Here is a 26225-nt window from a genome sequence, read left to right as displayed (position 1 = left end):
GGGTGGGTGCAACCGCACCCACCCGTTTTGCTTGCCACACGGAGAACCACCATGACTTACGGATTTCTGGACATCGCCATCACCCCCAGCGTACGCGCCGTGCAAGCGGAAATGGGGGTGGACCATGTGTGGCGGGATTTCAAAGGCCACCGTGAATTTGACCGCTTTGGCGACAGCGAGGCCGGTTTCATCACCGCCCGCGACAGCTTCTACATGGCCACCGTGTCCGAGACCGGCTGGCCCTATGTGCAACATCGCGGCGGCCCCGCCGGTTTTCTGGTGGTAGTGGACGAGCACACGCTGGCCTTTGCCAACTACCGGGGCAACCGCCAGTACATCAGCAGCGGCAATCTGATCGCCAACGACAAGGCCTGCCTGTTCCTGATGGACTACGCCCACCGCGCCCGGCTGAAGATTTATGTCCAGGTCGAACGGCTCGCCCCGCAAGATGACCCGGCGTTGACGGCTCTCGTCGCCCAGCCTGAATACAAGGCCAAGGTGGAAAGCATCTTCCGCCTGCGCCTGCAGTCTTACGACTGGAACTGCTCGCAGCACATTACCCCGCGCTTCACCGAACCGGAGATCCATGAGGCAGTGGAACCGCTGCGCCGCCATCTGGCGGAGCTGGAAGCGGAAAATGAGGCACTGCGGGCGCAGTTAAAAGCCAAACCCTCAGCATGAGGCCCCCGCTCTCTGGCTTATAGGCGTACGGGCGAGACCCTCTCAGTCCTGCCCTGCCAACCCGCCGCAACTGCTTTCTTGCAGCCCGCACAGCTGATTCACCCAACCGCGAAAACGGGCAGGCGGCTTGCCTTGCCCGCTCCCCGGCTGGATAAGCTCCTGCCCCTCTGGGGAGAGCGTGTCCCTGCTCCACTCCACCAGCGCCCAATGCCCACTGCAGGCCAGCAGTTGCCCGGCCCCCACCCACCCATCACTGTCGAACGTACCGTCTGACAATTGCACGACGACCGCCGATTTGGCACTGGGAAGGGCGTAGGCCTTGCTCGCCTGAGATTTCACCACCAGCTTCGCACCACTGACCCAGCCTTTTCCGGTAAATACCTTGCGCGCCGGCAGGCCGGTCAAATCCGGATTATCCCGTGCATGCTGGATCTGGAACCAGCCCCCTTGCGCTGCCACCACCTCCACCTCGATCCGTACCGGGAAAACACCCATTTCACGGTTGCGCCACACCGGGGGCAGATGCCCCAGTACCTTTGCAGACACCCCCGGCGCTTGCCTCACATTCAAACCGGCTGGATCGGTTTCTTGCACAAAGGCGGTGAAGTTGCAGGATGCCCGCTGGTCCGCCTGCGCCGCTGACACCGCCAACTGCGGCGGCGCAAGGCTGGCGGCATGCGCCGTCAGGCTTAGGGCAAGCACGCCCGCCATGATCCCCAGCCCGTGCACGAATCTCACCACACCCCATCCCTTTCATCACAGCGCAGCATCTGACCTGCCTCCGGCATCCCCGCCTCACGTGTCACGGGCCTGGGTGTCAGCGTCGTGCCTTGGGCTTGTACACGCCATCAAACATGACATCACCCCAGGCGATGGCACACCCTGCTACACGCAGCGTCAGGTTCTCACCCGCTCGCGCCATCTCCATATGGCAACCCTCTTCATGATACGCCCAGCCCCCCGGCACGAAGGTCAGCGCGCCCGCTCCGGAGCCATTGCGCAGATGGCTGCCGGGCTTGTCCTTCATGGTCACTTCCAGCGAAAACGTGTAGTCCTCGTAGATCGTCAAGGTGCGCGTAAACCGGCGGTCGCTGCCCTCAAATACGCCTGTGGGTGGGTAATTGGGGATGTCGAGGGCGTGCGCCGCAGCCGTCGCCCCCAGGGCTAGCAGCAGCAACAAAGTTTTCATGCCGACTCCGTGGCGGTGTGAAATATGCAATATTCATGCTTATACCGCAGAAACGGCAGCACCGGCAAATGCGCCAGCCAATGGCTCCTGCCCCTTCAAACGGGGCGGCGAAATGCAGCCCGTGCGGCCTCCACTTGCGGGCGTATCACGCAGCCATGGGCATGATCATTCACCAGCCCCATGGCCTGCATGAAGGCGTAGACCGTGGTCGGCCCAACAAATTTCCAGCCGCGTTGTTTCAGCGCTTTGGAGAGGGCTATCGATTCTGCTGAGGTCGATACGGTTTGCGGGGATGCCCGCGTGGCGGCAGCCGGTTCATAGCGCCAGAAGAAGGCAGCCAGTGATCCGGCCTCCTGCACCAGCTGTCGGGCGCAGCCTGCATTGTGGATCGCGGCCTCGATCTTGCCACGATGGCGGATGATGCCTTCATCTTGCAGCAATTTCGCCACATCTTGCTGATCGAAGCGCGCTACCTGCTCGAAGTCGAAATCGTGAAACACCGCCCGAAAGCGGGGGCGCTTGGCCAGAATGGTGCGCCAGCTCAAACCGGACTGAAATCCTTCCAGACAGATTTTTTCAAACAGCCGGACATCATCCGCCACCGGGAAACCCCACTCGGTATCGTGATAGTGGCGAAACGCCGGGCTGATGCTGCACCAGCGGCAGCGCAGCTGGCCATCGTCATCGACAAAGGTCGAGCTCATGGCTGTGCCGCCAGCAGGAAATCCAGCCGCGGGTCCACCTTGGCCGGGGTCATGCCGATCACTGTTACGCTGACGACGCCATGCGCCACCAGTGGGTCCTGTGCCAGCCGTTGCTGCAAGGCCGCCTCACTCAAGCCATGCACCAGAATGCCGCCACCCGCCTGCCCCGCCAGATTACCCGATGCCAGAAAACAGCCCTCCGCAAAGCCCTGCTGCAGCCATGCCTTGTGCTCCGCCATCCACTCTGGCGTCGGAGCGGGATTGCCCGTCATTGTCAGCATCACCATGAACATCGCGACCTCCTGTATCGACGCGGCTTGCGCCGCTCACTTTCCGGATGGCGGCGGCAACTGCGCCAGCCACTGATTCAACTGCGCTACCTCTTGCTGGATATAGGCTTCATCGTTGAACGCGCTGGCCAGCGTCGCGATGCCCTGGCTGCGGCCCAGCAGGTGCATGGCCAGGGCATCGGCCTCCGAGGCGTAGCCCAGCTGCGCGAACTGCTGCGCCAGCCACTGCCGGAACAAGGTGAACAGCTGGCTCGCCTGCGGCAAGGCCGGGTGCTCCAGCTTGGCCAGCTCGGTGCACAGTGTCCCCACCGGGCAGCCATGCCGACGGATCCTGGCGGCATTCATCGTCATCATGCCGATGAACTGACGAATGCGCCCAGCGGGGTCTGCGGCATGGTCGGCCCAGGCCGCCAGCATCTGCTGCGTCTTGCGGCTTCGGTGCGCAATCACGGCGGTGAGGATGTCGTCCTTGGTTTTGAAGTGATAGTAGAAGTTGCCCCGCGAGAGCCCCACCTCGTCCGCAATATCGGCAAAGGAGGTGTGGTCGTAGCCGCGTTCATAGAACAGGCGGTCTGCGGTTTCTACGATGCGATCCTGGGTCGCGGCACGGCCTGCTTGCATCTCTGCCTCTCGAGAGCGATTGCCTGAGGCAATCACCATTAGGTCATTTGTCCCATTTAAATTAGGACAAATGACCTAAAATGTCAATAGCAGATTGCAACCATGAACCGCCAGGGTGCGGCAGGCGTACCTGATGTGAAAGGAAGCGGCTTGTCGCGTCAGCAATGCAAGCCGCTTAGGGGGTGTAGAACAGTCCGTGTGGTAATACCGGCTCAATACTCGGACGACACTTCCGGGCACTTCACCTTGCTGGCAGGCTTCACTTCTTGCAACTGCAGGGTGGCGTCCAGCATCCACGCGCTGTGGCGGCGGCTCTGGATACCCTTGCCATCCGCGCGGGTGAGGTTGACGGCGATCACCTTGTTGCCCTTGCCAGCACTGCAGCCCGCCTGGAACAGCAAACCTTCATTGGCGGCCAGTTTGGGCAGCGGGATAGTGATCAGCTGCAGCGGTGGCTTGGCCTGCTCGCTGGGGGACAGCGCGGCATAGTTACTGCTGCTGTCCACCACAAACGCTGCCTGCGAGTAGCGCTCCAGTGAGGTGTACTTCGGGTCCGCCGGCATGGACCGCGCCATCGCCGTCACATGCTTGCCCGCCATCTTGTCCACTTGCAGATCGGTCCACTGGTTCAACAGCTCCTTGCGCGTTGGCAGCGGTGCATTGCCTGCCGGGCTCGCCGCAGCCGGGGCCGCCGCAGCGGGTGCGCTGGCAGCGCCCCCCTTTGGCTTGAACATGCCATCAAACAGCACATCGCCCCAGGCAATGGCGCAACCTTCCACATGCAGCTTCATGCCGCCCATCGCCCGCTTCAGGGTCACATAGCAGCCCTCTTCCCGATAATCCCAGCCGCCCGGCGCATCGCTGAACTTGCCGCTGCCGGAGCCATTGCGCAGATTGCTGCCTGGCTTGCCCTTCATCGTCACTTCCAGCTCGAACTTGCCATCTGGACGAATGGTCAGCTCCCGCGAGAAATCCTTGTCGCTGCCGTCATACACCCCGGGCTGCGGGTAGGGAGAATACTCGGCCGCGTGAACAGCAGCGCATGCCAGGCCAAGGGCAGCAGCAATAAAGGAGGGTTTCATGGTGAACTCCGGAGGGTTGGAAATATGCAATATTCATGCTTATACCGCATCCACCACCTCGCGGGCAAATGCACCAGCGTCCACCAGACCAGGCTGACTTGAACATTCCAACGCGCCCGGTCAGAATCACCGGCTGGCAAGCCACCGCATGCCAGCCCATTGTTCCGCTGAGCCACGCATGAAAATCACCCTGCTGAATCCGCCGCACACCGCCATTGGCAGCCGTATCCCCGGTGAACACCTGCCCCCCTTGGGCCTGCTGTCCATCGGCGGGCCACTGCTCGATGATGGCCACCACGTCCACCTGCAGGATGCAGACCTGCGCGCGCTGAAGCCGGACACGATTGTGGCCGAAGTGCTGGCCGATAGCCCGCAGCTGGTGATGATTGGTCACTCCGGCTCCAGCTCGGTCCACCAGACGGTTCTGAGCCTGTGTCAGGCCCTCAAGGCGCAACGGCCTCAGCTCATCATCATCTACGGTGGTGTGCACCCGACTTACCACTGGGATGAAATCATGGCGGAATCCGCCGACATTGATTTCATCGTGCGGGGAGAAGGCGAGCACACCGCACAGCGGCTGGCACGCGCCATCGAGGACGGCACCCCCTTCTCCGCCGTGCCCGGCATTGTGTACCGCGAGCAAGGCCAGATTCATGACACGCCAGCCGCCGAAGTGATTGCCGATCTGGACCAATACCGTATCGGCTGGGAGCTGATTGACCACAAGGATTATTCCTACTGGGGCGGCAAGCGGGCGGTGGTGGTCCAGTTTTCGCGCGGCTGTCCCTACCTGTGCAGCTACTGTGGCCAGCGTGGCTTCTGGACCAAGTGGCGCCACCGCGACCCGCACAAATTCGCCAAGGAGCTGGCCCGGCTGTACCGGGAGCACGGCGTGGAGTTGATCAACTTTGCCGACGAGCTCCCCACCGGCTCCCGCAAGGCCTGGCGCACCTTTCTGGAAGCCCTGATTGCGGAAAATGTACCGCTCATCCTGGTCGGCTCCACCCGCGCCGGGGATATTGTGCGTGACAAGGACATTCTGCACCTCTACAAACAGGCGGGGGTCATCCGCTTTCTGCTGGGCATTGAAGCCTATAGCGAGGACCTGATCGCCAACATCCGCAAGGGCGGCAGCGTGTCGGAGGACCGGGAAGCCATCCGCTTGCTGCGCCAGCATGGCATCCTCTCCATGGCCACCTATGTGCTGGGTTTTCAGGAAGAAGGTGATGCCGACTACTGGCGCTCCTACCGCCATCTGTTGTCTTACGACCCGGACCAGGTACAGCTGCTCTACGCCACCCCGCACAAGTGGACACCGTTTTACAGCAGCGTGGAAAACCGGCGTGTGGTGCAGAAAGACACCACCAAGTGGGATTACAAGCACCAGGTGCTGGAAGCAGGCAACGTCCCCGTCTGGCGCGTGTTCCTGTGGTTCAAGATCATCGAAGTGCTGATGCAGGCCAGACCCCGCGTGCTGCGCCGGATGCTGTTTCACCCGGATGCCGGCGTGCGGCATGCCATGCGCTGGTATACCCGCATGGGCCGCCGGGTCTGGTTCCATGAAATCATGGAATTCCTGTTCAAGACCCGCATCGAGAAAAACGGGCCACTGCTCTCTACCCTCAAAGGCAGCAACTTCGCCTCGCGCGAATACGCCATGCAAGCCAAAGGCAAACGCAGCGCCGGCACCATCCCGATCAGTGAAATCAAATCAGGCTGAATCCGGCATGCGGTTCTCCTCAACAAAGCGGGCAGCCGCCAATCAGCCAGCGACCAGGCGATACCCCGATGAGCGGCTTTGACTGCACCACCTGCGGCCAGCACCACGACGAACTGCCAATGTGCTTGGGCCTCTCGGCACCCGAGCTGTGGCTGCGCTGGCCGGACACCGAGCGCAGCCTCGCACGGCTCAGCAGCGACCAGTGCGTGCTGGAGGGCCGGTACTACGCCATCCTCGGCCGCATTCTGCTGCCGGTCGTCGATGCCGCCACGCCCTTCACCTGGCTCGCCTGGGTGTCGCTGAGCGAAGCCAGCTTCCGGCGCTGTGATGCGCTATGGCGCACCCCGGGTCGCGAACAGGAGCCGCCTTGTTTCGGCTGGCTGCACAGCGCCCTGCCCGGCTACAGCACCAGTACCCTGAGCCTGAAAACCCATGTGCAAACGATGCCCGTTGGCGAGCGACCGCTGATCACCCTGGAAGCCACCCCTCACCCGCTCGCCCTCGAACAACACCACGGCATCACCCTGGCCCGCGTGCAGCAGCTGGTGGAAGCGTCGTTGCACGGCTAACGAGCCAAGCGCAAGCCCCTATCGTGGCGCAACGCATGGACAGCGCCCATTCCCGGCCCGGCACCCCCGCACAAATAATCAAGTCTTTCACGCAGCCGCCCCTTATCATCGCGCGCTACAGCAGAAATGCCATCCCCTCATGGTCAGCGCGCTGCTCTGGCTTGTCTCCCATTTGACACCGGTTTATCACACATCATGTACACGTCCTTTATATACACCACACTGCAGCTTCCAGACTTTCCCTCCACCGTTCAGGATGAGTCCACACTATGCAATGCAGACGCTTATACGCCCTCGAACCCGGCTGGCTTGCTGACCTACTCCGATAGCGAGCGGATTGCTGATGCAGCGATCGGCTGTCAGCACAATCTATATCTGGAGTGCGCACTGGAAGAGCTGTGCAAGCTTTCTGGCATTCAGGAGCTCGAGGGCTTGTACACGCCCGCCCAAGCCACCTGGTCTTTCCCCTCCGAATACGAAGAATGCGGGATGGAAACCTGGGGCGTGTGGTATGAAGGCGCGGCACTGGAAGCGGTGTTGACACACCTCCGGGCGCTACGGGAATGGTCCCGGCTCAATATGGCCCAGATTGAGACCCACCCATTCCTTGGCGAGCCTTTGTCAGACATTGCCACTGCGCTTGAATACGCCGATACCCAGTCATGCCATGACTTGAACCAGGCTTACTACGCCGAAGACGGCGATGGGCTGGGCATGCTGTTTGCCTACCTGGCGGTCTGTGAGAAGATCTTCTACAACGCTATCCAGTCCCGATGCGGCGTGCTGCACTGTTCAGCCGCCTCCTGACTCCGAGATCAAATGGGGGCAAGCCGCGCACGCCCCCATCCGCGCCTCGCTTGCGGGATGTACGGGCATGCCTTACCCCAGCTTGGGAAAACGGAATATGCCGTGCTCGGCGGGTATGAGCTGGTGCGCCAGTACCGCTGCTGACAAAGGGTCGCGCGCGGCGTGCGCCGTAGCCGCGAACCACTGCCTCAATCACCGGCACGCCGGTAGTGCATCGCGACCGCGCCGTTACGGAGCGGTGTTGCCGCCACCAGATCGAGCCGTCGCGTGCTGGGCAACCCGCTCTGATAAAGGGTCGGGCCATGGCCGGCAATCCTGGGATGGATGAGGAACTGGTACTCGTCAATGAGATTCAGGCGATCCAGCTCAGCCGCAAGCTGGCCACTGCCGAGGAGCACACCCCCGGGTGTTGCATCCTTCAACCTTTGGACACTCGCACGCAGGTCACCCGCCATGTGGTGGCTGTGAACCCAATGGAAATCCTTCCGCGTGGAGGACACCACGTACTTCGGCTTGGCCTCCAGCTTGACCGCCCATTCCCGAATCGCAGGCGGGGCTTCCACCTCACCACGGGCCACCGCTGGCCAATAGCCCTCCATCATTTCGTAGGTCACCCGCCCCCACAGCATCGCACTGCTCTCGTCCATAAGGCGGGTGAAAAACGCATGTGTCTCATCATCTGCGATACCCTCACGGTGATCGACACAACCGTCCAAGGTCACGTTGAGGCTAAACGTCAGGATTCCCATGGCAACCAATACCTCATCGGAGCTAATGCATCAAATCAAATAGACGGACAGAACGGCCCGGCTGACCCTCATCATAATGACACGAAAACACAGTGTCCCACGCTGTTTCATACTGAAACGCCCGCCATGCGGCCCCCTCCTGCCTTCCCTACCGCGTTATCCGGCTGATGTCGAGCGTGCGGGCAGTGGCTGTGGGCAATGGCGGTGTCGATGGGCCACGTGGTGGCGGGCTGCAGTTGGCGACAGTTCGGCCATACCGGTAGACTGGCTGCTGGACGAACCACCTGATCATGGCATGCGCCAGCACATCAAGCTTACCTTATCCCGATTCCCGCACAGCAAACTGGCTTTTCTGTGCGTGTTCCTGCTGCTGATGTTCCTGCTGCCACGGCTGTTGTCCTGGCTGTCTGCCACAGATTATCAGCCCGGCGCGGTGCCGAGTGGACTGTTTCAGGTGGCCGTCAGCAGCCACACAGGCAAACCCTTTGAGCTGGTCAGTCTGCAAGAAGCCCGCAGCCCGGCCTTGGCGGGCCGCACCTTATGGACGCAAGCCGCCAGATTCAGTGAGGATGAAGGCATCAGGGAAGCAGAAGTTCGCATCGTTGCACAAAGCCCGCAAGGCACCCTGATCGAAACCATCGACAGCGATAATGACCACCCGCTCACCCTCACCAGCCGCTACCGTGTAACAGCCGGGCGCATCGACCCCGTCTCGCTGCAAACCTTCAGCCCCGGCCATGTCATGAGCGGCATCCTGCTGGCCATCGTCCTCAGCAAACTGCTGTTTTTCGTGCTGCGCACATTGAAGCCGCTACCGATACCTCAAGCGAACGAACCTCAAGAGAAGCCATGATCTACGGTGCAGCTTGAGCGCCACCTCAAACAGGCGAACCTTCCAGATTACCGCGGAGACCCAGCGGCTGCTATGTTGTGATACCGGCATGCGCTGTAGCTGGACAGGTGTTTTGCATCCAGCGCCGTGAAATCAGCCATGCTGTTTTGCAACAACCACTCCCCCAAATCTTGCCCAGATACGTTCAGCGTGCCTATCAATTGCTCCTGATCCCTCTGTTGCGGATCAACAAGTACGTCAACTGTTTTACCCTCAAAGCGACTTATCACAGCTGCACGATCAAAGGCAGAAGGTCTCACCGTAATCCCGGCCAGCTTTATCAAAACCTTTTTACCATTGTCGGACCGCGCAAGCACCATCATCCCATCTGCCTTCACATCCAATACCCTGGCACCAAAAACAAGAAATGCCCGGCTTTCCATTTCCGGGTTCATACACCCTTTCACAATATCTGCTTCACTTAAAGCAGGCGGTGAGGCGAAACATGCATTCGCCAAGGGAGTCAGGATGGCAAGGCACAGCAAGCGAGCGATGGCTTTCAATTCATCGGTCTCCAAAACCTGACGGCTTACGAAGCTTGCCCAGTGAGAGTGGTAGCCCTTCATTGCCCACTCCCACCCTACAGTCAAACCACTGAGACCCTTCGAAATGGCAGGGTGAATCCAGATTGTCGTGCACAAACCGGCAGTTGGTAAATGTACAGTTCAGGAAACGACAATCCGCAAAATTGGTACCGCGAAAGGTGCAGCGCTCAAAGCTCACATCCACCAATATGCAGCAGTTAAACAGCCCCCAGTACCAGTCCAGATCCTGAAACACACAACCGATGAAGCTTGCATCCACAGGTCCGGTTTCCAGCTCCATGTCCTTGAAATTGCAATAGCGGAAAACATGACCCATGCCCAGATCAGGCAAATCACGGGCATCGGGGTAATCTACGCCTTCGATGATGACGGGTTCTTCCATCCTGGACCTCATCAACACCACGCCCCTGAAAGGGCATGAGTGGGTTTAAACTTTTAAACTGCGCCACAGAGGCGACCTCGCCTCATGCGCCATGGGTTTTGAAGCTTTACCGCCCTACCCAGCAGGGCCATCACTGAAATAATGATCCAGACACAGCGGCATGCCATAGCTACCGAGATCGAGCATCAACCCTGCCGGCAAGGTGGGGCCACCATTAATGCTGCTCTGGAAGTGACCGCACCACCAGCAGCCATCAAACTGCCGGGAGAGCGGCAAGATGGCCGATTTTCTGGAGTGCAACGCGTTCAGCAGAAAAGCCAGCCCGGCTTCAAGTGAAGTCCACTCATCCTGAAAGCCCTCCTGATCGTGACCGTTGTACGCCCAGAAAGGCATGCGTCCAGGCACTCGGCTTGCGGGCAATGCCACCCCACTATGGCTGGCGGGCAAGCTCAGCTTGTCAGACATCATGGTGGGATCGAGCAGGACGCCGGAAAAGCGTAACGCTACGGTATAGGCATGGGACATGGCATCTACTTTATCGGTCGTTACTTCGTCATAAAAGCAGGTAGCCCCTACTGCAACATCGCTTCATTGAGCTGTGGCAGCAGCAGGCGTGGCAGGGTGATGTCCTTGCGGGTGGTTTCGCTGCGTTTGCCGTTGCGGCGCTCCCATTGCAGCACTTTGCCTGCGGGGTAGTTGATGCTGGTGCCGTTGCTGTCCTTGCCCTGCTGCACGGTACGTTCCTGCCCGATCAGGCGCAGTTCACCTGCTTCCAGCCGATACTGCAGGCGCAGGCTGCCGGTGCTGCTGTTGCGATCGAAGAAGAGGAAGCTGTCGGCCTTGGTCTGATAGTCGGGGTCACTGCTGCCCGGATCGCTGCTCACCAGGCGGTAGCGTTGTTTGAGGGTCACGCTTTGCTTGCTGCCGACAGGTACGGCCAGTTCGCCCGAGCTGAACTGGAGGGCGAAGCTGCCATCTGGCTGCCCGTAGAACACCACCAGTTGCACCACGCTGCCGTCTTTCAGCGGGCGCAGGGCGGCGAAGTCTTCCCGCTGGTCTTGGTTCAGCTCTTCAATGCTGAATGCAATGCGGCTGGGGTCGCTCTCCGGAAAGGCCTTGCGCCAGGCGCTGTGGGCGCTGTTGATGGTCTGGCGAGCGGCAGCAATCACGCTGGCGTTGTTTTCCTGGCCGCTACGGCAGTAAACCGGCGCGGTGGCCGGGTCTTGCAGCAGACCGAGGCAGCCAATGCGGATGGCTTCTGCCATCCATTCGCAGCGGTTGCTGGCGTTGCAGGGGGGATGACTGCTGGCATCCACATTGATACAGCGGGCCACCAGCAGGCTGGAGAGCTGCGCGCCTCCCGTTTGCTCGCAGCTTTGCTCGGCCATGACCATGCTGGCGGCGGCCCATAGCAGACCTGCGATGGCAGCCTTGAAACGTCTTTGCACGTCATACTCCTGTGTTTGAAGGAAGGCGGGATCGCCATACGATCCGGCCATGCTGAAAAAGTTTAGCGATCGCAGCCCACCGTGGCAGCAAGGCTGGCTCTGTCAGGGCTGAACCGTGATGCGCTGAAGCAGGGTTTCAATCGCGCGGAGGACGAGGTCTGGCCGGTCTACCATCACCTTGTGGCCACTGTCTTTGGCGAGGACATAGGATCTGCTCGTATCTTTCTGCACAAAGGCACGATGGGCAGCATGCCAGGTGGCGGCTTCTTCCGGGGTATCCACCGCTGGCTTTTCTGCCACGATGTCTACCACCGGCAAGCCCGGCGGCAGGCTTACTGCATCCAGCGCCTTGGCCGTGTCCGGGTAGGCTTCCATCATCGGGATGACTGCAGCCGCAAGCTTGGGGGCTTTTTCGCGTATTTCCGGGTATTGTGGCCGATAGGTATCCAGAATTTTCTGGATGCGCTCGGCTGTGTTGTAACCCGGTATCACCGTATCCAGCAGCACCACACCTTTGACCTGGCGATGCTGTGCCGCCAGCAATAAGGCGATGTTGCCGCCATAGGAATGGGCCACCAGTATCAGGTCACCTTTGACCTCACAGGCTTCCAGCGCAGCCGCCAGTGCGGCGACCTCCCGCTGTACCGTATAGGGAGACGGGTCCACTTCACTGTTTCCCAGCCCTGCCCGGTCATAGACAAAGGTGCTGAGCCCCAGCGGCTTGGCCTGCTCCAGAAAGCGGGACCAGACCGTGGCATCGTTGCCGCCCCCGGCTTCAAACACAAGCGTCGGTTGCGCGCCGGCCTGATGATCCACCCACAGCCCATGGCCATTAACCGGAAGCATGCCCGGGCTACAGGAGGGCCCTGCCACCGCCATGCTGGCGGCAACCCACAGCAGACCTGCGATGGCAGCCTTGAAACGTCGTTGCACGTTATGCTCCTGTGTTTGAAGGGAAGCGGGATCGCCATACGATCCAGCCATGCTGAAAAAGTTTAGCGAGTCCATACTGGCAGCGTGTGATGGCGGCGAGTACCTTCATGACGAGCTGCGTGATGAGCCGCATCAAGACTTGGGACAGCCCGGTCTACGCCCCGACCACGCGATCACGCCCCCACATCGGGCGGGTGAGACACAGCGGGCTCCGGTACCCAGCCCGCACGCTTGAACAATTTGAGCACGCCATGCAGGCAGAGGGCAACGGAGCTGATATACACAACCATCACCAGCGCCAGTTGCAGGTAGGGGTTCAGCGGCAGAACAATGGCGGGTTCACCCAAGTACAGCGCCATCCATGGCAGCGCGCATACCGCACTGATGGCGGCCATCAGCAAGGTCCACAGCAGCGCCAGTGCCAGCAGGCGCAAGCCGTACCCTATCCGGTGCAAGGCATGCTGCTGCAATCGCCATAGCCCGGCCAACAGCATGCCCACCGTCAGCAGCAGTGCAGCCATCGACACCAAGCCTGCCAGCACCTGCCATCCAAGCACCATGATCGGAACCCTTTTCGCAAACCACTATGCTAGCAAGCCTTGCCTTGTGCGGCTATGGGGCGGGGTGGACAGGTTCGATGATCAGCCATACACCGGCATCAGGGTTACAGGTGCCACCAAGGTAGCAGTGCCGCAACGCTCACCCTGCCCCCAGCAGTACGCGGGCGAGGAAGGCGCGTACGTCGCGCTGGGCGAGCGGTAGCGCCGGGCGGCTGCGGTCGTGCGGCAGCCAGTAGAAGGGTACATCGCGCTCTACCGGCTGGGTGCCGCCGTGCATGCGGTCGGGGTGCATGCCGTGGTCGCTGGTCAGTACCACGTGGTAGCCCTCGGCGTGCCAGCGCGGGATCAGCAGCGCCAGCTGCATGTCGAGCACGCGGGCGGCCATGTTGTAGGCGTCTGAGCCGCCACCGTGCACGTGCCCGGCGTGGTCGCTGCCCATGGTGTGGATCATCAGGAAATCGGGCTGGTAGTGCTGGCGCAGCGCTTCACCGTCGGCCAGGGTGTGGCTATCCGGGTACTCGTCGGCGTGGTACCAACAGGCCGCGCCCAGGCCCGCCGTCGGCACGGCTGCCAGCCGGTGCTGATAGGGGTGATAGCGCTCGCCGCTCAGCATCTCGTAAAAGAAGTAGTAGGCGGCAGCGGCACTGCGCTTGCCGGACTGCATCAGCTGGTGAAACAGCGTTTCGCCGCAGGACACACCCGGCTGATCATTGCTGACCACGCCGTGCTCGATCGGCGCACGCCCGGTGATCAAGGTAGCATACAGCGGGCGGGACAGGCTGGGCAGCATGCAGGGGAACTGGGTACGATGCGCGCGCCCGCCTTCCTCCAGCGCCGCCAGATAGCCCATATAAAATCGCGCGGTATCCGCCCGCAGCCCATCGGCCAGTACCAGCACCAGCTTGTCCATGCTTTGCTCATCCATCCAGACAGGGGAAAGCAGACATCATAGGCCCGGCACTCGCATTTGCCCACCCTCCCCTTGCCACGGGGTCCGTGCTGACGGCATGATGGGCTTTTACTCAGCCGACACCACCATGACGCCCCCGCGCCTGCCCTCCCTGCACGCCCTGCATGTGTTTGAAGCGGTAGGTCGCCTGCTCAGCTTCACACGGGCGGCGCAGGCGCTGCATTTGACGCGCAGCGCGGTCAGCCACCAGATCGCCCGGCTGGAGGATGAGCTGGGGCAGAAGCTGTTTGTGCGGGAGACCCGCCGTATCCGCCTGACCCCGGCCGGGGCTGAGTATCTGGATTGGGTGCGGCGCGCCTTTGCCTTGCTGCAGGAGGGCACGCAGGCGGTACGTGCGCCCACCCGGCAGGTGCTGCGGGTGAGCCTGCTGGCCTCGTTCGCCAGCCACTGGCTGGTACCACGCCTGCACCGCTTTCAAGCACAGCATCCAGACATCGAGCTGCAGATGGACCCGAGCATCCGCCTGTCACAGCCCGGCGTGGATACCGATGTGGCGATCCGCTACGGGCGGGGGGACTGGCCGGGTGTGCAAGGCATCCAGATCATGGACGAATGGCTCACCCCGATCTGCAGCCCGGCCCTGCTGGCCGAAGGCGGGCCGTGGCGGCTGCCGGAAAGCCTGCTGCAGCACAACCTGCTGTTTTCCTGGTCACCCAATGCGCTGGAATGGAGTGCGTGGTCGGGCGCGTTTGGCTGCTCGCTGGCCGGTACCCGCCAGACCATGCTTACCGACTACAATATCGTGCTGCACGGTGCGCAGTCCGGCCAGGGGCTGGCGATGGGCCGCCTGCGGCTGCTGGCGCCACTGCTGGCGCAAGGCAGCCTTGCCTGTCCCTTCCCGCAGCAGGTGCTGCGCGGCGATGTGGGCCACTGGCTGCTGCGGCCGCCCGGCCCGCCCTCCCCGGCGGCGCAGGCGTTTGCCGGCTGGCTGCAGCAGGAGGCCGCCATGGGTGAATCCAGTTCACCCATCGGGTAAATTCTTCGCGCTCGTCAGCCGCGCGCGCGACCCTCATGATGACTCCACCTTTAGCCCACACCGGAGATCATCATGTCCAACAGCATCCGCGCCCGTGTCGAACAACTGGGCCTGTCCCTGCCGCCGCTCACCAGCCCGGCCGCCAACTATGTGTCGCGCGTCCGCACCGGCAACCTGCTGTACCTCTCTGGCCAGATTGCGCAGCAGCAAGGCGAACCGGCCTATATCGGCAAGCTGGGCCGTGAATTCAATGTCGAGCAAGGCCAGCTGGCTGCACTAAGCTGCGGTCTGTCGCTGATTGCCCACATCATCCAGGCCACTGACGACCGGCTGGACCAGGTCCGCAAGGTGGTGCGGCTGGGCGGCTTCGTCAATGCCACGCCGGAATTTGCGGACCACTCACAGGTGGTCAACGGCGCATCCGACCTGATGGTATCGGTGTTTGGCGATGCCGGACGCCACGTGCGTACCTCGGTGGGGGTGGGTTCGCTGCCGGTCGGGGTGGCAGTGGAAGTCGACGCCATCATCGAGCTGGCCTGATGAACCGCCCCGCCCTCGCCCACTGGCGCGCGCAGACGCCCGGCCTGCAGCACGTCTGCCATTTCAACCATGCCGGCAGCTCGCTGATGCCGCAGCCGGTGCTGGATGTGCTGCAGGCACAGTGGCAGCGTGAAGCCGAGCATGGCGGCATGGAAGCCGCCGCCAGCGTGGCCAGCGCCGTGGACGCCGCGTATCAGGATGCCGCCCGCCTGCTGGGCGCCCAGCCGGACGAAGTGGCCTTCAGCACCGGGGCCGGTGCGGCCTGGGGGCGGCTGGTGGCCAGCATCCGCTGGCAAGCGGGCGAGCGCATCCTGATCGGACGGCAGGAATGGGCCAGCAATCTGGCGCTGTTGCAAGACCTGTCGCAGCGGCATGGCCTCTCGCTGGAAGTGCTGCCCTGCCGCGACGATGGCAGTGTGGACCCGGACGCACTCAGCACCCTGCTGGACAATCGGGTGCGGCTGGTGTCGCTCACCTGGCTACCGGCCAACGGCGGGCTGATCAACCCGGCAGCGGAGATCGGCCAGCGCTTGCGCGGCAGCCGCGCGCTGTATCTGATCGACGCCGCGCAGGCGGTCGGCCAGCTGCCGGTAGACGTGAATGAACTGCAGTGCGACCTGCTGGTGGCCGCCGGACGCAAATACCTGCGCGGACCGCGTGGCAGCGGCCTGCTGTATGTACGCCGCGAGCGGCTGGCCGAGCTGACCCCGCCTTATGGCAATGTGCACACCCAACCCTGGCGCGAAGGCCGTTTCGACTGGATAGACAGCGCCCGGCGTTTTGAAGATGCCGAGCTGGCCCCCGCCATCAAGCTGGCTTTGGGCGAAGCCATCCGCTACGCGCTGGACATCGGGCTGGACACCATCCGCCAGTGCATCGACCAGCAAGCACAAGCCTTGCGCCAGCGGCTCGCCACCCTGCCGGGGGTAACGCTGCATGACCTCAGCCTGCAACGCTCCGGCCTGGTGTCCTTTACCGTCGACAGCCTGCCCGCCAGCGTGCTGCAGCAACGCCTGCGCCAGCAAGGCATCCACATTGGTGCCAACGGCGTGGCCTACACCCCGCTCGACATGCAGGCACGCGGCCTGCACGAGCTGGCCCGCGCCTCGGTGAGCTATTACAGCAGCGATGAAGAGCAGCACCAGCTCTACCACGCCATCCATGCATTGATACCACAAGGAGAATACCTATGAATTTCGGACTGCAGGGCAAACATGCCCTGATTCTGGGCGGCGGCAGCGGGCTGGGCTATGCCACCGCCGCCGCACTGGCGGCAGAAGGCGTGAGCCTCACCCTGCTGGGGCGGCAAGCCGAGCGCCTGCAACAGGCCGCGCAGCGCTTGCAGGGATACGGTGTCACCGTGCACTGCCTGCCGGCCGACCTGGCCGACCCGCAGCAGGTGACGCAAGCCCTGCTGCAGCTGGACGAACTGCCGCCAGTCGACATCCTGCTCAACAATGGCGGCGGCCCGCCGCCGTGTGGTGCCGCCGGTATTCCGCTCTCGCTGTGGCAAGCGCAATTCCAGAGCCTAGTACTGTCGCTGGTGCAGATTACCGACCATGTGCTGCCTGGCATGCGCGCACGCGGCTGGGGGCGCATCCTGACGGTCGCCTCCACCACCGTGGAAGAGCCCAATCCGGCGCTGGCGCTCTCCAACAGCCTGCGCAGCACGCTGGTAGGCTGGTGCAAGACACTGGCTAGCGAAGTGGCAGCGGATGGCGTAACGGTGAACATGCTGCTGCCGGGCCTGATCAACACCGACCGCAGCGTATCGCTGACCGCACGCGCCGCCGCTGAGGCCGGAGTGGGTGTGGACGAGATGAGCAAGCGCCAGTCTGCCAGCATCCCGCTGCGCCGCTTTGGCGAGCCGGAAGAGTTTGGCGCCGTAGCCGCCTTCCTCGCCAGCCAGCAAGCCAGCTACCTGACCGGCTCCATGATCCGGGTGGATGGCGGCAAGGTGCATCACGTCTAGCATAAGTGGTTAACCCCACCCAGCCAGGCGAAGCAGGCTGAGGACGGCCGAACCTGTAGGGCGCAATACCCGCAAGGGCATTGCGCCGCACCGCTAGCACTGCCTCACCTTGGCATACCGGCCAGGTACGAACATCAAGGCTTGCTGCCTGCGCGTAGCGCTGGCATGATGCCTACTATTATTAGCGCGCTAAGGAGATAGACATGGCTGGCTTGATCATCCTCACCGGCGGCAGCCGGGGCATTGGCGCCGCCACGGTACGGCTGGCTGTCTCCCGTGGCTACGCCGTCTGCTTCAGCTACCTGCGCCAGCAGGCGGTAGCCGAAGCGCTGGTGGCCGAGCTGCGCGCCAGCGGCGGGCAGGTGTGGGCGGTGCAGGCGGATGTCGGGCAGGAAGCTGACGTGCAGCGCCTGTTTGCAACGGCAGACGGGCTGGGCCTGCCCCTCATCGGGCTGGTCAACAACGCCGGCATTCTGGAGCGCCAGATGCGGCTGGTAGAGATGGATGCCGCCCGCTGGCAGCGGGTGCTGCAGGCCAATGTGATCGGCAGCTTCCTCTGCACCCGTGAGGCGGTACAGCGTATGTCCACCCGCCTGGGCGGTCAGGGCGGCAGCATTGTCAATGTGTCGTCTGGCGCGGCACGCGGCGGCTCACCGTTTGAATACATCGACTACGCCGCCTCCAAAGGGGCCATGGACAGCATGACCATCGGCCTCTCCAAAGAAGTGGCTGCCGAAGGCATCCGCGTCAACGCCGTCCGCCCCGGCGTGATCGAAACCGACATCCATGCCGACGGTGGCGAACCCGGCCGCGTCGCCCGCCTGGCCAGCACCGTCCCCATGCAACGCGGCGGCCAGCCCGAAGAAGTCGCCGAAGCCATCCTCTGGCTCCTGTCCGACGCCGCCAGCTTCAGCACCGGCGCGTTTATTGATGTGACGGGGGGGCGGTGAGGCGGGGCATGCTGAACCGAGGCTGATCGGTCTCTACTGGATGTTCGCATGTGCTGCCCAATCTGAGCCTGACAAGTCAGCAGGTGCAGGTACACTGTGCCTGCCTAAATTTCAAATACCAGCTTTTTTGAGATATAGAAATTGAGTAACATTCCACATAACACCCCTACACCTTGACATAAAAAATCCTCTTCCAACCCAATCATGGCAACAAGAACACTAAGCACTGAAACATTAACAAACAGACCAATCAGGTTAACCAAAACATAAAGAAGAAACCTTTCAAAACTCAATTCGCGTTTTTTACCATTAGAAAAAGTCCACTTATGATTCAAAATATAATTACAAATTACAGCAACACCAAAAGCTCCAATGGCACCAAAGCCAATACTTAATAAAGCAATCCTAGTAATTAAGTAATAAACAATGAAATTAATACAAACCCCAATAGAACCCACAACACAGAACCGAAAGAAAATTTGAAATCTTTCATTTAACAAATCTCAGTCACCTCCAACTCATATATTGCACATCAAATAACCATAAGGTCAAAAACAGCTAAAGTGGCGAGAAAACATTGACCACACCCATTTTACCAAGATAAATATTAGTTTCTTTGCTTAAGGCCGGGCGGTAGTATTTTTCAATTTCAGCCCTCACATCCTCCGGATAATCTTGAATTCCAGTTGAAATAAAGTCAAATCTCTTTTCCCGGATTGCGTTAATGATTTTATCCTTATTAAAGACGGATGGGGAATGCCATGCATAGGTAAACATGGTGCATCCCTCATTGGCAATACGCAAATTACTAAACACAAAGGCACCAATGTTTCTATTCGTAAGAATACTTGCCTCGCGCCTATCAGCCACAAGCTTCTTGACGGACTGGTAGTAGTCTTTCATTTTCACCTCCATTGCAGGCGTTGGCAAAGAAATCGCCTCAAACTCAAGCAAAACAGGCTTCACACCAAGAGAGAAATTAATAATCAGTGTAATAAAAAAAAACTCAGCCAGATTCCAATTATACTTGGCAACCCATGTCAACCCACTCCAAATAGCAGCAAACTTTTCAGCTTTCTTGCTGTCAACATACGCCACAAGAAATGCAATAAATACAACCAAGATAAGAATGTCGGTAAATTCAATGTAAGATGTTTTCCCCCAAAGTGTAATCATCAAGAAAGCTAAAAAAAACCCCAGCGCACTAACCTTAGCGACATTAGCTTTGAAGACCGTCTCAATACTTAGCAAAACCATGCTTATCCACATGGATAAGAAATAATTAGGCCCCCCGCCCCCATTACCTAATATAGCCAATAAGAATGGTATATGCAGCAAGAAACTAACCTGCCAAATTGTCAACCTCTTGAAATCAGCAAGAGATTTATATAAAGAATAAATAGAACATGCAAAAAAATACAAATTCTCGTCAAACAAAAATTCCTTCAATCTAAGCACGGCAAGATGCGGATCAGAAGTAATTATCTTTCGCAGATCAAGTAACGTTACGCGCAAATATTCGCCAGAGTTCAGATATTCAAGATAAGCGGAGCATATTGAGAATACAACAAAAAATCCAAGCACTGTTAACGCAATAACTCTCCATGTTTTACACTGCAGAACCTGGAAACTTAAAACAATCACCAGCGCAATCAAACCCTGCTGCTTTGCCAAATAACAGCATGCTGCGATAGCACCCAGCATTAGCCATCTCCACCATGCTGCATCCTGCATTTCTACGCAGCTTATTGCAAACAGCAATGTCACCAAAAATAGAAAAGCCACTGTACTATTTGGACTTACTTGCACAATGTCAATAAGCATATAAGGCTGAGTAGGTAGCCATATGAATAATGCAGCCGCTATCGTGTACCAACCCCATCTCTTCCAGAAAAAACAAAAAACAGAAAATGGAATCATCAACCAAAACACAAAAGCGACAAACCGCGCAAAATTCAAACTAACGTGCCCCCCTCCCAGAATCGCGATCAAACCATGATAAAGTGGATTATAAATACTTAATACTTGACCTTCTCTTAATGGCAAATATATTGGCAACCCCTGCGCCAGTCTATGGGCAAAATTTAAATGATCTCCATCTGTGGGCTCCCAATCATATGGAAAAGGAACAACGGCAATCAGATAGACTATATACTTAAACAAAAGAATAGCGGCCATCACATAAAAAAACAAATGTGGAGCCCTTGCAAGTAATTTCTGCCAGCTTACAGTTTGCATATGTCAGTCATTTTTGCAAGAAGAGACCCGACTTCGTTAGACAATTTCACCCCCATAGAATTCAATAGAGAGGCATTAGCCACATGAAAAGTTGGAGTATCATCTTTTGCCCTTATCTCAATATCGCCACGGTCCAAAAGGCAAGCAATCCTTCTAACCATACCCAGCAAGTGATTACCCTCTCCTGTTCCAACATTGACAACACCTTCAAATTTCTTGAGGAATAGTCTTTCTATGGAGTAGCATATTTGTTGGATTGTTATAAAGTCGCGTTGACCATTTACACCTTGAATTTCTATAATTGAATTGCGCTCCGCATGCTTTAGTTTATGGATCATTGCGGGAATGAAATATAAGTTTGATTGCAAAGGGTCAGAAAAACTGAAAAGTCTAGCCATGCAAATCTTCAATCCAAACTCTTTAGCGTAGGCCTGACACCATTGCTCACCTTGCAGTTTTGTGAGCCCATATAATGTGAAAGGTTTTAATGAGCCATCCTCACTCATTGGATTAGGAGAGGACGCATATACATGTGAGGACGACGCATAAAACATCCATGGTGCACAATCCTTTAACTGGCGAAGCCCTTCCAATATATTCAGTGTTCCACGTACATTAACGTCAAAAGCCTCAACTGGATCGCTATCCACTACTTGCTTCGGAACAAGTGCAGCCAAATGGATGAATGCATCACACGCAGCCGATTCCCGGCAAAATTTCTTAACAGCAAGAGGATCACGGACATCCCCTTTAAAGACAACGAATTCCGCCCCTTTAAAATACTCACGAAGACGGGTCCCAACTATACCTGTTGCCCCTGTTAGTGCAATTGATTTCATTTTGATAGCTGTTTTTTAAGTTGATAGATCCGTTTCAATCCTACCAAAGCATTCCATACTTCCCTTCGGGAAAGCGAGCTCTCGCCACGAATACGATTCTTAAAAACTGTAGATACTTCGCCAATTTTATAATTCCGATAATATAAATTCACAAGTATCTCGCTTAATGCAATAAAGCCACCCCCCAACTTCCCAGACGTATTAACCACCTCCTGAGCGGCCTCTTTACTATAAAGCCTAAAACCATTAGTGTAATCATTCACAGGAACCTGAAGCAAAGCTCTTGCCAAAAGATTTGCACACCTAGAAAAAATCTTACGTGACAACGGCCAGTTTAATATTTTACTTCCACTCAAGTATCGACTTGCAATAAGGAGGTCAAGTTTTTCGCGATCCGCCTGTGCTACCAGTGATGAAATTTGCTCCGGTGGATGTGAAAAATCAGCATCTATTTCCAAATAAAAATCATACCCTTCCTTAATACATGAGCGAATACCATCAATTACCGCACTTCCTCTCCCCCCCTTATTCTTTCGATGCATGATTTTAATTCTAGGATGGGCTAATTTTTTTATAGCATCCTCCGTTAAATCATCGGGCGAGTCGTCAACAATTAGAATATTGGATTTACTATAACGCGCAAGTATTTCCTGACAAAGCTGAACAATGTTTTCACTTTCCCTATACGCTGGAATAACAACCGCAATATTATTCATTGGATATTCTATCCTAAAATTATTCAATTAATTTTTTTTAAAAATGAACGCTTGTTAATACGTGATTGGTTTCGAATGAATATCTACTAAAAAGTAAGTCACCGCAATTGGTCGGTCGTGAACTCCCCATCACCCTCATGGCACAATGGATGAACCGGGAACACCATGCTGATCGCCTTGCGCAAGGACACCACCACGCCCGCCATTCGCGAAGCCATCCAGAAGACGGGCGGCAGTGACTATGAACTCGCTCGCCGGTTCAACGTCTCCCGCGACACCATCCGAAAGTGGCGCAAGCGCGATACCTTACAGGATGATAGCCACACCGTACACCGTCTACAAACCACCCTTAACGCTGCACAGGTAGATCTAGTCACCTACCTGCGCACACAGCTGTTGCTGCCGCTCGATGCCCTGCTGGCCGTCATACGTGAGTTATCGAGCTTGGCATGAGTTGCTCAGCGCTGGATCGACTACCGCGCCAGCGCGGCCAGTCCCGCTTGCCAATGTCGGACAAACCCGGCAACACCAGTAAGCAATTCAATGCCTCCGCTTCAATCCAGTACCAACAAAGTCATGATCCTCTGATGAACAGGGTTGTGAATACATTTGTATGACTCATACTAAAGTAGATACATTCCACCGCCCCCCCTCACAACGGCCTCAGCATCCTTTGCGCCGCCTGCACCAGCGTGCGGGAGAGGTGTTCCAGGCGGGGGGATTGCACTTTCCAGCTGTGCCAGTAGAGGCCTACGTCGACGGGGTGGGCGGGTAGCAGGTCGTGCAGGCCGTTGCAATCGGCAAGGCCGCCCACTTGAACTTCGGGCAGCATACCCCAGCCGAGGCCAAGGCGCACCGCTTGCAGGAAGGGCTCGGAGGCGGGCAGGTAGTGGCGGGGCCAGGCTTGGTCGGTAAGGCCAAAGTGTTGCTGCAGGAAGTCGGCCTGTAGCCGGTCTTTGCGGTTGAACACCATCACCGGGGCGTGGCGCAGGCGCTCGCGGCTGACGCCATCGGGGAACCAGCGCTGCATGAAGTCGGCTGAGGCCATGGCACGGTAGCGCATCACCCCCAGCGGCTCGGCCACGCAGCCGCGCATGGGCTGGGCTTCGGTGGAGATGCAGCCGAGCGCCAGCCCGGCTTGCAGCAGCTGATAGGTGTGGTCCTGATCGTCTACCGTCACGTCCAGCAGTACCCGCTGGGCAATCAGGAAAGGGGCAACGGCGGGCAGGAACCAGCTGGCGACGCTATCGGCATTCACCGCCACCGGCACGGTGAGCAAGGCCTCCTCCCCTTCAGTGAAGCGGGCCACCAGATCAGCCTCCAGCAGGGCGGCCCGCTGTACGTATTGCAGCAGGGCTTGCCCATCCGGCGTGGCGCGGCAAGGGCGACTGCGCACCAGCAGCGGCCGACCCAGCGACGCTTCCAGCGCGCGGATGCGCTGCGAAATGGCGGAGGGGGTAACGTGCAGCGCCGTGGCGGCCTGCTCCAGACTGCCGCGCTCGATGGCGACACGAAACGCCTCGCACTGCTTCTGGTCCAGCTGCATGCCCACTCCACTTATTAAGATATTCTAATGATTATGGAGTAATTTTAACTTTGCTTCACCCTGTGGCTGACAGGCGTTAAGCTGGGTGCAACGTAAATGGAGAGCCCCTTATGCTTAGCGCCGCCCTGTCCGGATTCAGCCTTGCTGCCGGTTTGATCATAGCCATCGGTTCACAAAACGCGCATGTGCTGCGCATGGGCCTGCTGCGCCAGCATGTGGGCAAGACGGTGCTGGTGTGCATGTTGAGTGATGCGCTGCTGATTGCCGCCGGGGTGGCGGGCATGGGTACGCTGGTGCAACAGCACCCGCTGCTGCTGGACCTCACCCGCTGGGGTGGCGCGGCGTTTCTGTTCTGGTATGGCCTGCGGGCGTGGCGGGCGGCGTTTGCCAGTGAGAGCCTGAACCTGGGCGATACGGCACCCCGCTACACTGCGCGCCAGGCCATGCTCACGGTGCTGGCGTTTACCCTGCTCAACCCGCATGTGTATCTGGATACGGTGGTGCTGCTGGGCTCGATTGGTGCGCAGCAGCCGGGTGAGGGCAAGCTGTGGTTTGCCATCGGATCTACCGCGGCGTCCATCCTGTGGTTTACCGCGCTGGGCTATGGGGCACGGCTGCTGGCGCCGCTGTTTGCCCGGCCCTTGTCATGGCGGCTGCTGGACGGGCTGGTGGGCACCGTGATGTGGAGCCTCACGCTCTCGCTGGTGTGGCGGTAAACCTTCACACGGCTGCACAAATCGTCACACGCATGGCCAGGCAATGACGTTATCATCCCCCGGTCTTTACAGGAGATGATCACGCATGAATGCAGCACAACAGGCCGAGTGGCAACAGCAAGTTCTGGCATACAGCCGGGCCATCAATGCATATGTGGATACCGGCCTGCGCGAGGGCTGGGATGCAGCGGGCAAGGAGCCGACGGTCCCTGAGCTCCAGCATCTGTTGCAGCCGGTGGTCGAGCATGTACGGGCGGCTTTTGCAGCGGGTAATGACCGCGACCTCAAGGCCGAGCTGCCGATCAGCCACGAAGCGATGATCCCGCTGCTGGAACATGTGGGCTGCGCGGTGATGCAGGTGCTGCTGCTGGACGATGGCAGCATCCTCGCCCGCATTGGCGACTGGTATCAGGATGGCGGCGTGATGCATGTGCGTGGCCGTGAGGCACACTGGCTGGAGGATATCCTGTTCATTGGCCGCTCGGCGGACCGCCGCCATTATGCCGCCGCCAGCGCAGCAGGCATCCGGGTGACCGAGGGCTGGCAGGGCCGCGAAGTAGCCCGTTTCGACTGGCCCACCGGGCAGGAAGGCCTGCTGGGCGAGCTGGGCGGGGCGGATGTATCTTGGGCGCAGCAACCCAACCAGTTGATCCCGTTTGATGAGGGCCAGCGCCTGCTACTGGTCAGCAGCCACGGCATCTGGGTGCTGGCGGCGAGCGGCGCCACCCGCCTGCTGCCGACCGACGCCGAAATCGAGGAAGACCGCGAAGACCTCGACGACGACGAGGCCTTCGACATGCGTTACGACATGCCACACGGTGCCGTCTCGCCAGACAACCGCTGGATTGCCGTCGGCAACCAGGGCAGTGCGCATCTGGTGTTCGACCGCGACCTCAATCTGGTGGCCAGCATCGGCCCGCACAGCGAGTACCCGCACTTTGCCTGCTTCAGCGAAGATGGCCGCCACGTCGCCTTCAACGCCTGCCATTTCTACAACGGCACCACCATTGGCGTGGCGGTAGCCGATTTGCCGGGCATGGATACCGATTACTACGCGGACGATCCGCGCCAGACCGTGCTGCAGGAAGGCTCGCGGGTGTACGCCACCGCCTGCCGCCCCGGTGAGTTGATCATCGGTGATGCCAATGGCTACCTGCGGGCGATGGGTTGGGATGGTCAGCCTCACTGGTTCCACCACCTCGGCAGCACCATCTCCGGCATGGACATTTCCGCTGATGGCCGCACGCTGGTGGTGGGCAGCCACGCAGGCTACCTTTCCATCATCCAGCTGGACGCCGAAGCCGCCCGCCCCTACCAGATCGGCAATGCCCGTCACTGGGAGGAAAAGCGCTGGTTCTTCTGGCAGAACACCGCGCCTTTCTGCTGGTAAACACGCCCGCCATGCCGATCGTCGGCAGGCATGAAAAAGCCCTTGCGGAGAAAGGCATCTGCTGCCATGATATGGAACATACGTTCTACATCATGACAGCCGCGCATGGTGTCGAGCACGTTCCCCTCAGCGGCGCGGGCCCGCCGGGCACCCCCCGGCCGCGCCGCGTGGGGGCCCCCATACCCCCCCCGCCGGGCCGC

General features: G+C 59.2%; 32 protein-coding genes. 13 read left to right on the top strand and 19 right to left on the bottom strand.

Features of this window, described 5'->3' with window-relative positions:
- The first annotated feature begins 51 nt into the window (after positions 1-51).
- On the top strand, positions 52-681 hold the full coding sequence (locus ACE3O2_RS05980) for a pyridoxamine 5'-phosphate oxidase family protein (RefSeq protein ID WP_374335703.1): 630 nt from the start codon (positions 52-54) through the stop codon (positions 679-681).
- Between the two features lie 42 nt (positions 682-723).
- Here the strand turns inward: ACE3O2_RS05980 and ACE3O2_RS05975 are convergent, their stop codons facing one another.
- The 6 genes from ACE3O2_RS05975 to ACE3O2_RS05950 form a co-directional block, all read right to left on the bottom strand.
- Positions 724-1419 carry a hypothetical protein gene (locus ACE3O2_RS05975; RefSeq protein WP_374335701.1) on the bottom strand — a complete coding sequence of 232 codons (696 nt, stop codon included), beginning with the start codon at positions 1417-1419 and terminating at the stop codon, positions 724-726.
- Between the two features lie 79 nt (positions 1420-1498).
- On the bottom strand, positions 1499-1870 hold the full coding sequence (locus ACE3O2_RS05970; protein ID WP_374335699.1) for a hypothetical protein: 372 nt from the start codon (positions 1868-1870) through the stop codon (positions 1499-1501).
- Positions 1871-1965: 95 nt separating this feature from the next.
- Positions 1966-2574, bottom strand: coding sequence for a DNA-3-methyladenine glycosylase I (locus ACE3O2_RS05965; protein ID WP_374335696.1), 609 nt, complete (start codon positions 2572-2574; stop codon positions 1966-1968).
- The gene (locus tag ACE3O2_RS05960) at positions 2571-2861 is read right to left on the bottom strand and encodes a YciI family protein (protein WP_374335694.1); all 291 of its coding nucleotides are present in this window, start codon (positions 2859-2861) and stop codon (positions 2571-2573) included. The genes ACE3O2_RS05965 and ACE3O2_RS05960 overlap by 4 nt, the downstream gene beginning before the upstream one ends.
- A 39-nt stretch (positions 2862-2900) precedes the next feature.
- Positions 2901-3524 carry a TetR/AcrR family transcriptional regulator gene (locus tag ACE3O2_RS05955; RefSeq protein ID WP_374335692.1) on the bottom strand — a complete coding sequence of 208 codons (624 nt, stop codon included), beginning with the start codon at positions 3522-3524 and terminating at the stop codon, positions 2901-2903.
- 173 nt (positions 3525-3697) lie between these two features.
- Positions 3698-4567, bottom strand: a complete 870-nt coding sequence (locus tag ACE3O2_RS05950; protein ID WP_374335690.1) for a hypothetical protein — start codon at positions 4565-4567, stop codon at positions 3698-3700.
- A gap of 178 nt (positions 4568-4745) precedes the next feature.
- Between ACE3O2_RS05950 and bchE the strand changes: the two genes are divergently transcribed.
- The 3 genes from bchE (at position 4746) to ACE3O2_RS05935 (ending at position 7663) form a co-directional block, all read left to right on the top strand.
- Positions 4746-6287, top strand: a complete 1542-nt coding sequence (bchE, locus tag ACE3O2_RS05945) for a magnesium-protoporphyrin IX monomethyl ester anaerobic oxidative cyclase (protein WP_374335688.1) — start codon at positions 4746-4748, stop codon at positions 6285-6287.
- A 68-nt stretch (positions 6288-6355) separates the two neighbouring features.
- On the top strand, positions 6356-6856 hold the full coding sequence (locus ACE3O2_RS05940) for a DUF2199 domain-containing protein (RefSeq protein ID WP_374335686.1): 501 nt from the start codon (positions 6356-6358) through the stop codon (positions 6854-6856).
- A 195-nt stretch (positions 6857-7051) separates the two neighbouring features.
- The gene (locus ACE3O2_RS05935) at positions 7052-7663 is read left to right on the top strand and encodes a hypothetical protein (RefSeq protein WP_374335684.1); all 612 of its coding nucleotides are present in this window, start codon (positions 7052-7054) and stop codon (positions 7661-7663) included.
- A 188-nt stretch (positions 7664-7851) separates the two neighbouring features.
- Here the strand turns inward: ACE3O2_RS05935 and ACE3O2_RS05930 are convergent, their stop codons facing one another.
- On the bottom strand, positions 7852-8412 hold the full coding sequence (locus ACE3O2_RS05930) for a dihydrofolate reductase family protein (protein WP_374335682.1): 561 nt from the start codon (positions 8410-8412) through the stop codon (positions 7852-7854).
- Between the two features lie 295 nt (positions 8413-8707).
- Between ACE3O2_RS05930 and ACE3O2_RS05925 the strand changes: the two genes are divergently transcribed.
- Positions 8708-9265 carry a hypothetical protein gene (locus ACE3O2_RS05925; protein WP_374335680.1) on the top strand — a complete coding sequence of 186 codons (558 nt, stop codon included), beginning with the start codon at positions 8708-8710 and terminating at the stop codon, positions 9263-9265.
- Between the two features lie 47 nt (positions 9266-9312).
- Here the strand turns inward: ACE3O2_RS05925 and ACE3O2_RS05920 are convergent, their stop codons facing one another.
- From ACE3O2_RS05920 to ACE3O2_RS05890, 7 genes are all read right to left on the bottom strand, one after another.
- On the bottom strand, positions 9313-9870 hold the full coding sequence (locus ACE3O2_RS05920; protein WP_374335678.1) for a hypothetical protein: 558 nt from the start codon (positions 9868-9870) through the stop codon (positions 9313-9315).
- Positions 9809-10231 carry a pentapeptide repeat-containing protein gene (locus tag ACE3O2_RS05915; protein WP_374335676.1) on the bottom strand — a complete coding sequence of 141 codons (423 nt, stop codon included), beginning with the start codon at positions 10229-10231 and terminating at the stop codon, positions 9809-9811. The genes ACE3O2_RS05920 and ACE3O2_RS05915 overlap by 62 nt, the downstream gene beginning before the upstream one ends.
- Before the next feature lie 114 nt (positions 10232-10345).
- The gene (locus ACE3O2_RS05910) at positions 10346-10756 is read right to left on the bottom strand and encodes a hypothetical protein (protein ID WP_374335674.1); all 411 of its coding nucleotides are present in this window, start codon (positions 10754-10756) and stop codon (positions 10346-10348) included.
- 47 nt (positions 10757-10803) lie between these two features.
- On the bottom strand, positions 10804-11679 hold the full coding sequence (locus tag ACE3O2_RS05905; protein WP_374335673.1) for a hypothetical protein: 876 nt from the start codon (positions 11677-11679) through the stop codon (positions 10804-10806).
- A 102-nt stretch (positions 11680-11781) separates the two neighbouring features.
- Positions 11782-12612: an alpha/beta fold hydrolase gene (locus tag ACE3O2_RS05900; protein WP_374335670.1), complete on the bottom strand. Its 831-nt coding sequence runs from the start codon at positions 12610-12612 to the stop codon at positions 11782-11784.
- A gap of 173 nt (positions 12613-12785) precedes the next feature.
- Entirely contained in the window at positions 12786-13172 is a 387-nt protein-coding gene (locus ACE3O2_RS05895) for a hypothetical protein (protein WP_374335668.1), read from the bottom strand.
- Positions 13173-13311: 139 nt separating this feature from the next.
- A complete protein-coding gene (locus tag ACE3O2_RS05890) occupies positions 13312-14082 on the bottom strand; it encodes an alkaline phosphatase family protein (RefSeq protein ID WP_374335666.1) in 771 nt (256 codons plus the stop codon).
- Positions 14083-14209: 127 nt separating this feature from the next.
- Between ACE3O2_RS05890 and ACE3O2_RS05885 the strand changes: the two genes are divergently transcribed.
- The 5 genes from ACE3O2_RS05885 (at position 14210) to ACE3O2_RS05865 (ending at position 18580) form a co-directional block, all read left to right on the top strand.
- On the top strand, positions 14210-15118 hold the full coding sequence (locus ACE3O2_RS05885) for a LysR substrate-binding domain-containing protein (protein WP_374335664.1): 909 nt from the start codon (positions 14210-14212) through the stop codon (positions 15116-15118).
- A 72-nt stretch (positions 15119-15190) separates the two neighbouring features.
- Positions 15191-15658, top strand: coding sequence for a RidA family protein (locus ACE3O2_RS05880; RefSeq protein ID WP_168875799.1), 468 nt, complete (start codon positions 15191-15193; stop codon positions 15656-15658).
- Positions 15658-16851, top strand: coding sequence for an aminotransferase class V-fold PLP-dependent enzyme (locus tag ACE3O2_RS05875; protein WP_374335662.1), 1194 nt, complete (start codon positions 15658-15660; stop codon positions 16849-16851). Before ACE3O2_RS05880 ends, ACE3O2_RS05875 begins: the two co-directional genes overlap by 1 nt.
- Positions 16848-17630 (top strand): SDR family oxidoreductase, encoded by a 783-nt coding sequence (locus ACE3O2_RS05870; protein WP_374335659.1) that lies wholly within the window; start codon positions 16848-16850, stop codon positions 17628-17630. Before ACE3O2_RS05875 ends, ACE3O2_RS05870 begins: the two co-directional genes overlap by 4 nt.
- Before the next feature lie 203 nt (positions 17631-17833).
- The gene (locus tag ACE3O2_RS05865) at positions 17834-18580 is read left to right on the top strand and encodes an SDR family oxidoreductase (protein WP_374335657.1); all 747 of its coding nucleotides are present in this window, start codon (positions 17834-17836) and stop codon (positions 18578-18580) included.
- Between the two features lie 104 nt (positions 18581-18684).
- Here ACE3O2_RS05865 and ACE3O2_RS05860 read toward each other — a convergent pair whose 3' ends face one another.
- The 4 genes from ACE3O2_RS05860 to ACE3O2_RS05845 all read right to left on the bottom strand — a co-directional run bounded on the left by ACE3O2_RS05860 (position 18685) and on the right by ACE3O2_RS05845 (position 22373).
- Positions 18685-19038, bottom strand: coding sequence for a GtrA family protein (locus ACE3O2_RS05860; protein WP_374335654.1), 354 nt, complete (start codon positions 19036-19038; stop codon positions 18685-18687).
- A 100-nt stretch (positions 19039-19138) separates the two neighbouring features.
- Complete coding sequence (locus ACE3O2_RS05855; protein WP_374335652.1) at positions 19139-20818, bottom strand: hypothetical protein; 1680 nt, start codon at positions 20816-20818, stop codon at positions 19139-19141.
- A complete protein-coding gene (locus ACE3O2_RS05850; protein ID WP_374335650.1) occupies positions 20806-21657 on the bottom strand; it encodes an NAD-dependent epimerase/dehydratase family protein in 852 nt (283 codons plus the stop codon). The genes ACE3O2_RS05855 and ACE3O2_RS05850 overlap by 13 nt, the downstream gene beginning before the upstream one ends.
- The gene (locus tag ACE3O2_RS05845; RefSeq protein WP_374335648.1) at positions 21654-22373 is read right to left on the bottom strand and encodes a polyprenol monophosphomannose synthase; all 720 of its coding nucleotides are present in this window, start codon (positions 22371-22373) and stop codon (positions 21654-21656) included. The genes ACE3O2_RS05850 and ACE3O2_RS05845 overlap by 4 nt, the downstream gene beginning before the upstream one ends.
- A gap of 165 nt (positions 22374-22538) precedes the next feature.
- Here ACE3O2_RS05845 and ACE3O2_RS05840 point away from each other — a divergent pair, with 165 nt between their 5' ends.
- Complete coding sequence (locus tag ACE3O2_RS05840; RefSeq protein WP_374335646.1) at positions 22539-22826, top strand: hypothetical protein; 288 nt, start codon at positions 22539-22541, stop codon at positions 22824-22826.
- A 199-nt stretch (positions 22827-23025) separates the two neighbouring features.
- Here ACE3O2_RS05840 and ACE3O2_RS05835 read toward each other — a convergent pair whose 3' ends face one another.
- A complete protein-coding gene (locus ACE3O2_RS05835) occupies positions 23026-23919 on the bottom strand; it encodes a LysR family transcriptional regulator ArgP (protein WP_374335644.1) in 894 nt (297 codons plus the stop codon).
- 110 nt (positions 23920-24029) lie between these two features.
- Here ACE3O2_RS05835 and ACE3O2_RS05830 point away from each other — a divergent pair, with 110 nt between their 5' ends.
- Positions 24030-24635 (top strand): LysE/ArgO family amino acid transporter, encoded by a 606-nt coding sequence (locus ACE3O2_RS05830; protein ID WP_374335641.1) that lies wholly within the window; start codon positions 24030-24032, stop codon positions 24633-24635.
- A gap of 85 nt (positions 24636-24720) precedes the next feature.
- Positions 24721-26025: a hypothetical protein gene (locus ACE3O2_RS05825; RefSeq protein ID WP_374335639.1), complete on the top strand. Its 1305-nt coding sequence runs from the start codon at positions 24721-24723 to the stop codon at positions 26023-26025.
- Positions 26026-26225 lie beyond the last annotated feature (200 nt).

The sequence above is a fragment of the Leeia sp. genome, assembly GCF_041909055.1.
In the GTDB taxonomy this organism is placed as follows: Bacteria; Pseudomonadota; Gammaproteobacteria; order Burkholderiales; family Leeiaceae; genus Leeia; species Leeia aquatica.
Note: the sequence above shows the minus strand (reverse complement) of the source record. Positions and strands in the feature narration are given on the sequence as shown.